The 13,003-nt window shown below is 61.2% G+C and carries 11 protein-coding genes; 6 read left to right on the top strand and 5 right to left on the bottom strand.

The window, feature by feature from the left end; all coding sequences use genetic code 11:
• Nucleotides 1-238: 238 nt before the first annotated feature.
• The 3 genes from DWQ09_11970 to DWQ09_11960 all read right to left on the bottom strand — a co-directional run bounded on the left by DWQ09_11970 (nt 239) and on the right by DWQ09_11960 (nt 1,825).
• Entirely contained in the window at nt 239-940 is a 702-nt protein-coding gene (locus tag DWQ09_11970; GenBank protein KAA3627867.1) for an MBL fold metallo-hydrolase, read from the bottom strand.
• Nucleotides 941-1,002: 62 nt separating this feature from the next.
• Complete coding sequence (locus DWQ09_11965) at nt 1,003-1,227, bottom strand: DUF465 domain-containing protein (protein ID KAA3627866.1); 225 nt, start codon at nt 1,225-1,227, stop codon at nt 1,003-1,005.
• A 373-nt stretch (nt 1,228-1,600) separates the two neighbouring features.
• Nucleotides 1,601-1,825 (bottom strand): hypothetical protein, encoded by a 225-nt coding sequence (locus DWQ09_11960; GenBank protein KAA3627865.1) that lies wholly within the window; start codon nt 1,823-1,825, stop codon nt 1,601-1,603.
• On the opposite strand from DWQ09_11960, the gene DWQ09_11955 reads away from it, so the two are divergent.
• The 3 genes from DWQ09_11955 (at nt 1,824) to DWQ09_11945 (ending at nt 4,911) form a co-directional block, all read left to right on the top strand.
• Nucleotides 1,824-2,699, top strand: a complete 876-nt coding sequence (locus DWQ09_11955) for an AEC family transporter (GenBank protein ID KAA3627864.1) — start codon at nt 1,824-1,826, stop codon at nt 2,697-2,699. The two genes, DWQ09_11960 and DWQ09_11955, sit on opposite strands and share 2 nt — an antisense overlap.
• A 62-nt stretch (nt 2,700-2,761) precedes the next feature.
• Nucleotides 2,762-3,598, top strand: coding sequence for a hypothetical protein (locus tag DWQ09_11950; GenBank protein KAA3627863.1), 837 nt, complete (start codon nt 2,762-2,764; stop codon nt 3,596-3,598).
• 62 nt (nt 3,599-3,660) lie between these two features.
• A complete protein-coding gene (locus DWQ09_11945; GenBank protein KAA3627862.1) occupies nt 3,661-4,911 on the top strand; it encodes a glucose dehydrogenase in 1,251 nt (416 codons plus the stop codon).
• Between the two features lie 10 nt (nt 4,912-4,921).
• Here DWQ09_11945 and DWQ09_11940 read toward each other — a convergent pair whose 3' ends face one another.
• Complete coding sequence (locus tag DWQ09_11940) at nt 4,922-6,298, bottom strand: class II fumarate hydratase (GenBank protein ID KAA3627861.1); 1,377 nt, start codon at nt 6,296-6,298, stop codon at nt 4,922-4,924.
• Between the two features lie 81 nt (nt 6,299-6,379).
• Here DWQ09_11940 and acnA point away from each other — a divergent pair, with 81 nt between their 5' ends.
• The gene (acnA, locus tag DWQ09_11935) at nt 6,380-9,058 is read left to right on the top strand and encodes an aconitate hydratase AcnA (protein KAA3627860.1); all 2,679 of its coding nucleotides are present in this window, start codon (nt 6,380-6,382) and stop codon (nt 9,056-9,058) included.
• 42 nt (nt 9,059-9,100) lie between these two features.
• Nucleotides 9,101-9,937: a class I SAM-dependent methyltransferase gene (locus tag DWQ09_11930; protein KAA3627859.1), complete on the top strand. Its 837-nt coding sequence runs from the start codon at nt 9,101-9,103 to the stop codon at nt 9,935-9,937.
• Between the two features lie 177 nt (nt 9,938-10,114).
• On the opposite strand, the gene DWQ09_11925 is transcribed toward DWQ09_11930, so the two are convergent.
• On the bottom strand, nt 10,115-10,690 hold the full coding sequence (locus DWQ09_11925) for a hemerythrin domain-containing protein (GenBank protein KAA3627858.1): 576 nt from the start codon (nt 10,688-10,690) through the stop codon (nt 10,115-10,117).
• A gap of 649 nt (nt 10,691-11,339) precedes the next feature.
• On the opposite strand from DWQ09_11925, the gene DWQ09_11920 reads away from it, so the two are divergent.
• Entirely contained in the window at nt 11,340-12,794 is a 1,455-nt protein-coding gene (locus DWQ09_11920) for a hypothetical protein (protein KAA3627857.1), read from the top strand.
• Nucleotides 12,795-13,003 lie beyond the last annotated feature (209 nt).

Genomic DNA, 13,003 nt, shown 5'->3' with positions numbered 1-13,003 from the left:
CCCACCCTCTCATTGTTTGTTCTTCGTTACGTTGCGGCCGGGCGGCCACGAATGGGGAAAAGAATCTACCTCCAAGGCGACCCATTGACAAGTATTTCGATGGAAATCGAGCGATATCAGCAGAATCCATCGAAAACCTCGTTTTACGCGGAGTTTATCCGCAAAATCCTCTGCAAAAGCGAGTTACCGCCATATTAATTTCTAATTAACGCAGTCTCTGTCAGACCACCGATCACCCTCAGGCAGCCGCGCCGTCCTGACGCCCGCAACGACGGTTGGCGGGCAACGCCATCTCGATCTTGCGCGGTGGGTCGAGCCGCAACCCGTTCATCAGGCGAATGAAGGACTCACGTGTCTGGCCAACCAGGCGGGGATTGGTGGTGCGCTGTTCGCCGATGGTGCTCACCTGGCGTCCATCATAATCATGCGCAGGATAGACCAGGGTTTCATCCGGCAGTATCAAAAGCTTTTGGGTGATGCTGTCGTATAGACACCCAGGATCACCCTCTTGAAAATCGGTTCTGCCGCACGCACCGATCAATAGCGCATCGCCGGTAAAAACCCTGTCGCCCCACAGGAAACTGAGGCATCCTGCAGTGTGGCCGGGGGTGGCCAACACCCGCAGCGTTTCATCACCGAACTGAATCTGATCGCCGTCGGCAAGCAGGCGGTTGGCACATGTAACACCAGCCCTGGCGCTCATCGCTGTGCGGGCACCGGTACGGGTCTGCAGCTGCGCAGCGCCTGTTACGTGGTCGGCATGGATATGGGTTTCCAGTATCCATTCAAGCCGCAACCGATGTGTTTCAAGCAAGTGCAGATCCCTTTCAACCTGCTCGCGCACCGAATCGATAAGTAGCGCGGCGCGTGTGCCGGCATCAACCAGAACATAGGTAAAGGTGGAACTCTCGGGATCGAATCGCTGAAAGAAATTCTGCATGAAGGCTGTCGGCCTCGGACACGGCCGGGGATGGGCTCCCATCCCCGGCGCTTAAAGGTCCGTTAAGCTCGTTCGGTTCGGTGGGAGGCGATGATGGCGGCCATTTTGTCTTTGCAGTGCAGTTTCTCTTTCTTGAGGCGGGCCAGTGTGAAGTCGTCCAAGGGCAGGGTGCCTATTTCCGCCTCGCGAACCTTGTCCTTGAGCTGGTGGTGCAGGTCGTGCAGCTTGCGAAAATTGATATCCGAGTCGAGAAGTTCCTCGACAATCTCCTGATCGTATTCGAACATCGCTACCTCCTGTGGGTAAAAGGCAAATCGATCTGGTAGGCGATTGGTTAGGACTGCCTGACCTTCCTCTCCAGCACCCCGGGCAGACAGCGTGTCAACGTTGGCCTCTGATCGGCCACGCAAAAAAGATGGCTGTGCAAGCGGTTGGAGAGCGTTGGTTTGCGGCGTAAGGTCCCACACTCCAAACCCTAGACCAATTCACCGCCCCGGGCAATGGGCGGAGCACCGCTGCCGGCTCATTCGAGTACATTCTGCATTAATGGTGATTTTCCATGGGTTCGAGGTTATCCGCACCCGGCGCGCCCACATCGCCAACAATCAAGCACTTAGTGCAGACGATGACATCAACTGAGGTTCTCGCCGGCCGTTCAGGTTATTGCATCGCAACATCAGCAGCGAGGAGCGCCGCGGAAGCAATCCACTTCAAGGTCTGCCGGCATTTCCCCTCGTTGGCGGTCTCCGGCGCCGCAGCGGGACGGTCCTTGCAACGCACCTCACGGCGGAAAGGATTCCACGACTGCAGCCAGAGTCGCGTCGACATACGACCTGCGGCAACCGATAATGCCGGCCTTATTTGTCGGTGATCTGGCAACCCCATGCTGTTACGTATCTTCTCCATCGTTTTCCCCATCTTCGCTATTGTTGCAGCGGGATACCTCTATGCCCGTCTGAAGAAGCCGGATATCACCTTCGCCAACCAACTCAACATGGACGTCTTTATTCCCGCGCTGCTGTTCAGTGTCCTTTCCTCCAAGAGTTTCGATATTGCCGCCTACCAGCAAATTGCGCTGGCCGCACTCGTGATCATTATCGGATCCGGATTGCTGGCACTACCGATAGCCAAACTGGCCAAGGTGCCGGTCAAGACCTTCGTACCGCCAATGATGTTCACCAATTCAGGAAACATGGGTCTGCCTCTGGCCGTCTTCGCCTTCGGCGAGCAGGCGCTACCCGCTGCGGTAGTGCTGTTCATCGTCGAGAACGGACTGCACTTCACGCTCGGTACCTACATCATGGATCACCGCGCGCACTGGCTCGACGTGTTGCGCATTCCCATGGTGGTGGCTACGCTGGCCGGCATCGCCTTCAGCCTCAGCGGCTGGGCGCTGCCGCAGCCGGTCAACGTGACCATCGAAATGCTGGGCCAGGTTTCCATCCCGTTGCTGCTGTTCTCGCTGGGTGTGCGGCTGATCAATGTGGACATCAAAGATTGGCGTATCGGCCTTTTGGGCGCTGTTGTCTGCCCCGTCTCCGGCCTCGTTATCGCCTGGCTGCTGCTGCAATTCATGGATCTGCCGCCGCTCCAGGCGAGCCTGCTGCTGATCTTCGGAGCGCTGCCGCCGGCGGTACTCAACTTCATCGTCGCCGAGAAGTACCGTCAGGAACCCTCGCGGGTGGCCTCCATTGTCATGCTGGGCAACCTGACAAGCTTTATCAGCATTCCCATCGTGCTTGCCTTCGCGCTCCGCTAAACGGTACCGCCGGTAGCGCTTTTCAACCCACCGCCAGCCAGTCGAGACGGACGAGCTAAACCATGACCATCGCCCAAGACTATCTCGCCCTCGTCGACGCCATTGCAGGCGCGACGGCTCTGCCACGGATTCGCCAGGTGTGGATGCCCCCGCAGCGCAGCGAACCCGCGAAGAGCGCCGAGTTCGGCGCTGTGATACTCGACGACGGCAGTGTCGGGCTGATGTTCGTGCTGCTCGAAGACACCCTGGCACAGATTGCGGCACGCTTCGATCCCGAGGCGCTGCGGGGCGCCGATGTCGTGGAACTGGCGGCAGGATTCACCGACGCCGATCCCGCCCGCAGGGCGTTGGCGCTGGCGGCGATCAACGCCATCGGCCAGCATGTGCTGAGGCTTGCGCGGTGCCCCCTCGACTACCACACCAACTCCATCGCCGATATAGATCCTCAACCTGGCGACCACATCGGCATGGTGGGCTATTTCCCGCCGCTGGTGGAGCGCCTGCGCGCACAGGGGATTCCGCTGACCGTCATCGAACTCAAAGCCGAGTTGGTGCAACGGGAGGGGGCATTCGAGGTCACCCTTGATCCCGATGCGCTGAACCGATGCAACAAGATTCTTTGCACCAGCACCGTCCTCCTCAACGACTCCATCGATCGCATGCTGGAGCACTCCAGGCACGCCGAGCGGCTTGCCATCATCGGGCCCAGCGCCGGCTTTCTTCCCGATCCTCTGTTTGCCCGCGGTGTCCATACCGTCGGTGGCAACCAGGTCGTCGACGTGGAACAGTTTCTCGCGCGTTGCAGCCGTGAGGAGAAGTGGGGACCGAGTTCACGCAAATACTGTCTGCATCACACGGACTATCCCGGTTATCGTAAATTGCTGACCCAGATCCTCTAGCTTTCGCAATCCTCACGCCCCCGCCGCAATCTGCCACACTAGGTGGAGAAGAGGAGGCCACGATGCCACTGGCCGACGAGGCGCACCCGGCTCCCGGGACAGGCAGGCAACGCACGACGCTGCAGACCTTGTTGGTACTGATCATCCTGATCGGTGCGGGGTGCGCAGTGCCGGGTCAGCAATCCTCCGATGCAACGCTTACGCCCGACCTTCCCCCGGTACGATTGCAGCCGGTGGTGACCAAACTGCCGGAGATCACCTCCATCGCGCACGCAAACGATGGCAGCGGACGGCTGTTTCTTGCGACCCAACGCGGTCAGGTACTGGAGATACGCGACGGTGCGCTGCAGCGCGTCCCCCTGCTCGACCTGGGCGCTGCGGTGCGCTGCTGCGGCGAACAGGGATTGCTGGGACTGGCGTTCGATCCCCATTTCCCGCGGAACAGACTGTTCTATGTCAGCTACATCGATCAGGAGGGGGCAAGTCTGATTGCGCGCTATCGTGCCGCAGAACCTGGCCAACCCATCGCTGCGGGGAGTGGTGAAACCGTGTTGCGCGTCATGCAACCGACACCGATACACAACGGCGGCGCCATCACCTTCGGTCCCGATCAACGGCTCTATATCGCCTTGGGGGATGGCGGACACTTTGGCAGCAATGCCGACAATTCGGGCGATGATCCGCGCCACCATGCCCAAAGCCTCACAACGCTCCTCGGCAAGATACTGCGCATCGATGTCGGCGCAGACCTCCCGTATCGTGTCCCCGACGACAACCCGTTCATCGGGATCGCCCAGGCCCGGCCCGAGATCTGGGCTTACGGACTGCGCAATCCCTGGCGCATGAGCTTCGACCGCAAGAGCGGCGATCTCTTCATTGCCGATGTCGGCCCGTCGCACTGGGAGGAGATCAACTGGATACCCCGCGGCATTTCGGGCAACAACTTCGGCTGGAGCGACCTGCTCGGTCCCGACTGCTTCAGCATCTTTCCCTGCGACGCCAAAACCTACACACCACCCATCCTGATCTACGATCACCGTTCCGGCTGCGCGGTGATCGGCGGCTATCGCTATCGCGGTGCGGCCATCAAAGCACTGCGCGGGATTTACCTGTTCGGAGATTTCTGCACCGGAGCGGTGTGGGGCGGTCGGCAGCAATCTGACGGGCGCTGGACGCAACAGCACCTGCTCTCGAGCAAGCTGCATATCAGTACGTTCGGCGAAGACGAGGCCGGAGAGATCTATCTGGTGGACTACAGTACCGAGGAGGGTACGCTCTACAGGCTGGTCGCCGACGCACCGCCGCCGCGCTAACTCCCTCGCTCTAGGGTAAGCCCAGCGCCAGTCGGGCGGGATCGAGCAAGCGATCCAGCGTGGCGGCATCGAGATCGGTCATTTCACCCGCCACCTCGCGCACCGTACGTCCCTCGCGCCACGCCCTTTTGGCGATCACCGCGGCCTTTTCGTAGCCGATCACCGGATTGAGCGCCGTGGCCAGAATCGGATTATGCGCCAAGGGTTCGGTCAAAGCCGTCGGGTTGACGGTAAATCCGGTGACCGCCCTGTCGGCCAGCGCGCTACTCGCGTTGGCCAGCAACTCGATCGACTGCAGCAGGTTGTAGGCCACCAGCGGCAGCATCACGTTGAGCTGGAAGTTGCCGGACTGGCCGGCAATGGTGATGGTCGCGTCGTTGCCGATCACCTGGGCGGTCACCATGGCCACCGCTTCGGGGATCACTGGATTGACCTTGGCGGGCATGATGCTCGATCCCGGCTGCAGGGCCGGCAGAGTGATCTCGCCCAGTCCGGCCCCCGGCCCCGAGTTCATCCAGCGCAGATCGTTGGCGATCTTCATCAGGCTGACAGCCACGGTCTTGAGCTGGCCGCTCATCTCAACCACGGCATCCACCGTCGCCTGCGCCTCGAAATGATCGCTCGCCTCGGCGAATGCGAAACCGGTCCACTCGCGAAGCAATGCCGTGACCTCGCGCCCCAGCTGCGGATGGGCGTTGAGCCCGGTGCCCACCGCGGTGCCGCCCAAGGCGAGGCGCCGCAGCCGCTCCAGGCCGCCCTCGACCCGTGCCCGGCCGTTGGCGATCTGCGTCGCCCAGGCGCCAATCTCCTGCCCAAGCGTAATCGGTACCGCATCCATCAGATGGGTGCGGCCGGTCTTGACGACACCCTGCAACGTCTCCCCACGCCGGCGCAAGGTCGATTCCAGATGCTGCAGCGCGGGCAACAGGGCCTGGTAAATGCGCAGCACCGCCGCAACATGCAGCGCGCTGGGAATTACATCATTGGAGGATTGCCCGAGGTTGACGTGATCGTTGGGATGCACGCTGCGCTTGAGACGCCGCGCCGCCAGCGTGGCGATCACCTCGTTGGCGTTCATGTTGGTACTGGTGCCCGACCCGGTCTGGAACAGGTCCACCGGGAACTGTTTATCGTGACGCCCGCGCGCCACCTCGCGCGCCGCCTTTTCGATGGCGCGGGCGAGGTCGCTGTCGAGCAGCCCCAACTCGCCGTTGATACGCGCGCAGGCCGCCTTGATGAGCGCCAACGCGGCGATGAAGTGGCCAGGCAGTCGCAGATCGCTGAGGGTGAAATTGTCCACGGCGCGCTGGGTGCTGGCGCCGTAAAGCGCATTGGCCGGCACCTCAACCTCGCCCATACTGTCGTGTTCGGTTCGCAGTTCCACCATTTTTTTCCTTCCTGGGTGAACTCGTCGGGAGCCCGCACCCTCTACAATTGTAGAAAACATCCCATACCTTGGAGCATCCCCATGACAAAGGACAGTTTGAACTGTCGCCGGACACTGCAGGTCGGAGACCAACGCTATCACTACTTCAGTCTGCCGGTCGCGGCCGAATCGCTCGGCGCCATCGACCGCCTGCCATTCTCGCTGAAGATTCTGCTGGAAAACCTGCTGCGCCACGAGGATGGACAGGGCGTGACCACCGCTGACATCCACGCGATCGCCGACTGGCTGCACGAGTGCCGTTCCGAACGCGAGATCGCCTATCACCCGGCGCGGGTGCTGATGCAGGACTTCACCGGCGTCCCCGCCGTGGTCGATCTGGCGGCGATGCGCGACGCCATGGTGCACGCGGGGGGCGATCCCGTGAAGATCAATCCGCTCACGCCGGTTGACCTGGTCATCGATCACTCGGTGATGGTGGACAAGTTTGGCAGCGCCGATGCCTTCGACATCAACGTCAAGCTGGAAATGAGCCGCAACCGCGAGCGCTACGCCTTTCTGCGCTGGGGCCAGCAGTCCTTCGACAATTTCCGTGTCGTGCCACCCGGCACCGGAATCTGCCATCAGGTCAACCTGGAACACCTTGCTCAGGTGGTGTGGACCGACGATGGGCAAACGCCGCTCGCCTACCCTGACACCCTGGTAGGCACCGACAGCCACACCACCATGATCAACGGCCTGGCGGTGCTGGGCTGGGGGGTGGGCGGCATCGAGGCCGAGGCAGCGATGCTGGGCCAACCGGTGAGCATGCTGATCCCGGAGGTGGTGGGATTCAAACTCGCGGGCCGCCTCAGGGAGGGGGCGACCGCCACCGATCTGGTGCTGACCGTCACGCAGATGCTGCGCGCCCAGGGTGTCGTCAATAAATTTGTCGAGTTTTTCGGTGACGGACTTGGCGAACTTACCCTGCCCGACCGGGCCACACTCGCCAACATGGCGCCGGAGTATGGCGCGACCTGCGGCCTCTTCCCCATCGACGAAGAGACGCTACGTTTCCTGCGTTTCACTGGCCGGGACGAGGCACGCTGCGCGCTGGTGGAGGCCTACGCAAAGGCCCAGGGCATGTGGCGCGAAAGCGATAGCCCCGACCCGGCGTATTCCTCGGTGCTGGAACTCGACCTGAGCACGGTGGAACCGAGTCTGGCGGGACCGACGCGTCCCCAGGATCGCATTCCGCTGTCGCAGGCCGCCAGCGCTTTCAGCCAGCACCTTGCGGGCCTGATCGCCGCAAGTGGAGGAGAAGCCGATCCCCGGGTCCCGGTATCCGGTACCGACCACTCACTGACCCATGGCGACATCGTCATCGCCGCCATCACCAGTTGCACCAACACCTCCAACCCGGCGGTAATGCTGGCCGCGGGCCTGCTGGCGCGCAACGCCGTCGCACGGGGACTCAAGGTCAAACCTTGGGTCAAGACCTCGCTGGCACCCGGCTCGCAGGTGGTCTCCGATTACCTGGCTGCCGCCGGGCTGCAGGGCGATCTGGATACGCTGGGATTCAATCTGGTGGGCTACGGCTGCACCACCTGCATCGGTAACTCCGGTCCGCTGGCCGAACCCATCGCCCAGGCGATCGAACAGGGCGATCTGGTGGCCTGCGCGGTGCTCTCCGGCAACCGCAACTTCGAGGGGCGCATCAATCCGCACGTGCGCGCCAACTACCTCGCCTCGCCACCCCTGGTGGTGGCCTACGCCCTGGCGGGCAATCTCAAGGTGGATCTTTACAGCGATCCGCTGGGGGTGGACACCAAAGGAGAGCCGGTCTATCTCAAGGAGATCTGGCCGAGCAATGACGAGATCCGTCAGGTGATCGAGACCTCGATCACGCCGGTCATGTACCGGGATCGCTACGCCGAGGTCTTTACCGGCCCGCCCGCCTGGCAGGCGGTAGAGATCGGTGAGGGGCTGACCTATAGCTGGGATGGCGCCAGCACCTACATCCGCAAACCGCCCTACTTCGAGGCGCTGACACCGGAACCACCGGCACTGACCGACATCGCCGGTGCGAGGGCTTTAGCGCTTCTTGGCGACTCGGTCACCACCGACCACATCTCCCCCGCGGGCAACATTGGTACTGACAGCGCCGCCGGTCGGTACCTGATCGAGCAAGGCGTAGCGCCGGGTGATTTCAACTCCTACGGCTCGCGGCGCGGCAACCATGAGGTGATGATGCGCGGCACCTTCGCCAACATCCGCCTGCGCAACGAGATGGCGCCCGGCACCACGGGGGGCGTTACCCGCCATCAGCCCAGCGGCGAACAGACCAGCATCTATGACGCGGCCATGCGCTATGCCAACGAGGAGACCCCACTGGTGGTCATTGCCGGTAAAGAGTACGGTACCGGGTCCAGCCGTGACTGGGCCGCCAAGGGAATACGCCTGCTCGGCGTGCGGGCGGTGATCGCCGAAAGCTTCGAGCGCATCCACCGCTCCAACCTGGTGGGCATGGGCGTGCTGCCGTTGCAGTTTGCGCCCGGTGATGACCGCAAGTCCCTGGCGCTGGACGGTACGGAGTGCTTCGACCTCACGGGCGTGAGCGACGGCATCACACCCGGCATGGCCGTGCCGTTGACCATCACCCGCGGCGACGGGAGCAGCAGCACCGCTACCTTGCGGTGCAGGATCGATACCGTGGATGAGGTGGAATATTATCGGCACGGCGGCATCCTGCATTACGTACTGCGCCGCCTGTTGCAGGCGTGACAGCATGCCATGGCGCCATAATACGCGCCAAAGAGTGAACCCATGGTCAGGTCTGAAGAGAGCTCAAGGATGAAGACTCGACTTACCGGTGTCGAAGAGACATTGCTGCTGCCCCTCTGGGCCCGGGCCAGGGAGACCCAACGGCACGATCCCATCATCGAGGATTCCAAAGCAGTCGAACTGCTGCGTCGCATTGACTACGACTTCGCGCGCTTCGATCACGACTGGAAATCGCAAGTTGCGGTGGCGGTGCGTACTCGCCTCCTCGATGACGCGGTACGGGATTTCCTCGGCAGGAATCCGCACGCCCTGGTCGTCAATCTCGGATCCGGACTCGACAGCCGCTTCCACCGCCTCGACAACGAAACGGTGCAGTGGTACGAGCTGGATCTCCCCGAGGTCATCGCCTGGCGCCGTCAATACTTCAAGGAACACGCTCGCTACCGCTTCATTTCCGCCTCGGTCATGGACACCAGCTGGTTCAAAGCGATTGACCGCGGTGACCGCCCAGTTTTGTTGATCGCCGAAGGACTGCTGATGTACTTCGCCCGCCACGAAGTGCGTAGCCTCCTGCGCCATCTGGTCAACGCCTTTCCCGGCGCCGAGATGCTGCTGGAGGTGCTTGCCTTCGGTGCCATAGGCATGACCCATTACCACGACACACTGTGGCGCTTCGACGCCAAACTCAAGTGGTCGCTGGCGGACAGCCATGAACTCGAACACTGGGACCGGCGCATCAAACTGCTCAATGAATGGTGCGTGCTCGATCACCATGCCGAGCGCTGGGGCTGGCTCGGTCTGGTTGCGCACAACCCCTGGTTCCGGGTGCTCTACGGGGAGCGGATCGCGCACCTGCGCTTTACGACACACCATCCGTGATCCGCCATCGATCCGGCTATCCCAAAGCACGCTGGACCCGGCACCCACCCAGATCGGGCGCCACCGGCCTCTGATCCCGCGCACCCGACAACATCAAGATCCCGATGTGCAGCGCGCAAAACAAAAACCGGCAGATACTCAGCCGGTTTTACCTTGGTCAACCTGCAAATCTGCCCGTTACTGATTCTTGAGTCGGGCGTACAAAGAACGGTCGAAGATCTGCGTCTTGTTGAAAATATCCTGCTTCTCGCCGATGGCAAAATAGACCGGAAAGAGTGAATTCTCTTCGTAAGTGAGCCGCTCTTCGACGCGCTCGAAAAGCCGTTGCAACGAAGCCACCGTCTGTGGCCGCCACCTGGCTTCTTTCTCGCCGATCTCGGCAACCAGTTTTAGCTCGGTCACAATGCCGTGCAGGTCGGCCTGGCAGCGCTGTATATTGCCCGAGTACTCGGGCAGATGCTGTTTCAGCTCGGGATAGAAATCGCGGTTTTCGGTCGCCAGATGACGGGCCAGGAATGCCTGGAATCGAACCAGCTCTTTCTTTGCGACCTCAAAGCGTTTTTCCCTGGCCGCGGCCAGTATGTTGCTCATCACCTGGCGCAACTGGCCATGCTCGCGGGAGAGCTTCGCGACAATATCGGTGTCGGCCTCAATCTCGGGCAGTTTTTGAGGAATCGCAGGTCCCGGCGCCGTCGCCTTACGCGACATACCTAATTTCGATGTAATCGCTGCAAATGCGGAACGTAAACTCATCGACTTCCCCAGATATCCAATCTCAAAACGGATCCATTATGTGCAAGTGCAGGCGCTCATGATGCCTACTCGGTCACGTACGGTATTCTATTCAGATCCCTTGCTATCGGCCGGCTAACCTTGTCACTGTAATCGCTGCAGGATATATCTCACTGTCGGCATCTGCAAATAGTCCTTTAAGCATCGAGGGGCATCATGAAAACCATGCGTTGGAAACTGCCGCCACGCAGCCATCCCACCCTCTCTTCTAGCCGCATCCCCTGCGGTAGGTGGGGGTGATGGAGCGGTTTTCGGCGCCTTTTACCCGTCGCGCCTCACCGGCGTGCGATGTGACGTATTCACTGGCTGCTGGATGGGAGCATTGGTTAGCGTGCGGCACTCGTTGGGGTAGCGTATTTGCGTTCACGATTTGATCCCCGTGGATCTGCCGGTCGAGGCGCACGAAGGGTATGCGATCGCGCAACAATGTAACGGCGCTGCCGACTTGATCAGGCGGTAGCGCCAGGGAGAAAACTGTACCAGACTGCTGCGGGGATTGGGAATGAACCGATATGTCGATCACGGCGACTTAGTGGGCATCGTTGTGCCAAACGGAGTCCGATTCATGTGCGATACCAGAGCGTGACTGTCACATCCTAGGTGGAAAATGATGCACGAGTCCAAAGCCTATTCAAACGCCCGTCCGGCACGCGCCGCCCCCGCCACGATGTGCCGCACGAAAACGGCAGCCAACGTTTGGTTCATCGCCACTCTGCTGCTGTTTTGCACCGTCGACATCTACGCTTGCAATGCGCAGGGACAAAACTGCATGCCGTCGCCGTTGCGCATCGCCTATGTCTGGGCTAACGACCCACTGGCACGCGACTACCTGCCTGCCATTGCCTACAGTCGGAATGACGGGCCGATCGCCATCCACCGGGTGCGCAAGGGTTTCTACAACGTCACGCTCGGTGCCATTGCCGCCTACGGCGGACACGCACAGGTCACGGCGTATGGCGGCAACGCGCATTGCCAGGCGGCGAGTTGGCGGCGCGGGATCGTGAACATTGCGTGCTACGGTCCCGACGGAACGCCAATCGACACACGCTATTCGCTGCTCTTTCACAATGGAAGTGGCCAGGACTATCTGTTGGCTGATAACCCCACTTCAAGCAATTACGAGCCCGCTGTCATCTTCGCGAATCGAGGGCGCACCGCCGCGCATCCGCACATCGCCCGCACCGGCCCAGGCGCATACCGGGTAAACCTCGACGGCGCTGCCAATCGAGGCGGTAATATTCAGATCACCGCTTACGGGGACGAAGCCGTCTACTGCAATGTCCGACGCTGGAGAGATCGTGATGTTGAGGTGCGCTGTTTCGCGATTGCCAGTCGCAAGCCCACGGACGCCCGATTCACACTGCTCTTTACCCGCGACACCACCGACGCCACCTACGTGTGGGCGGACAAACCCGACCTATCGCGATACCGTGCGGACACGCGTTTTACCAACTCAAAGCGTGACATCGTGATTACGCGAAAATCGACGGGGCTCTACGCCATCCGGCTCGGCGAGCCTGTTCGACGCGGCGGCGGCAACGCACAAGTGACCGCTTACGGCAGCGATGCCCATTGTACTCTGCCAAGTTGGAGCAGAGACAGCGTCCTTGTCGCCTGCTTCCGGGGAAACGAACCTCAGGATACGCGCTTCAGCCTGCTGTTTACCCATGCACCCCTTGACGCCGCCCGTGGCAGCCACCAGCGGCAACCCGAAGCGACACCGGCCTGCGCCGGATTGACCAAGGTAATCGAGTACCAGCGTGTCGGCGGTATTGCGGGGTTCTCAACCAGGCTCGAAGTGTTCGACGACGGCTGCTACGCGCTGGGCGAACGAATCGAGCACCGGGTAGGTCGTCTGAGTGGAGTGCAACTCGAAAACGTCAATGCCTGGAGAAAGCGCTGGCGAAGTTTTGCGTGGCAACAACGCTCTCCCGCGGGTATTGCGGACGGTATGTTCGTGCGTCTTTCGTTCACCGGAAGTGGAGACGAACCTGCCAATCCAGAGGCCCAACGCGCTATTCAGGAATGGATTCAGCAGTTGATTGGCAGGCGGCCTCCAAGATAGTGCGGCTAAGACGCAACGTTGCACCAGTCGCGCCGCAAGTATCGCTGCAGGGGAACTCTCGTCGATTGGGCCTCTCGGTCCGCCCAACAGTGGCTCTACCCTCGCAGACCACCCGGCCCATTATGAATACGCATGCAAGCGTTTTGCGCTTGCCTCCCAAAGGGAGGCAGCGTAAGTACCGGCTGTCTTTTTTCAACACGCCATGTGCT

It is taken from the genome of Pseudomonadota bacterium (assembly GCA_008501635.1).
Lineage (GTDB): Bacteria > Pseudomonadota > Gammaproteobacteria > QQUJ01 > QQUJ01 > QQUJ01.
Note: the sequence above shows the minus strand (reverse complement) of the source record. Positions and strands in the feature narration are given on the sequence as shown.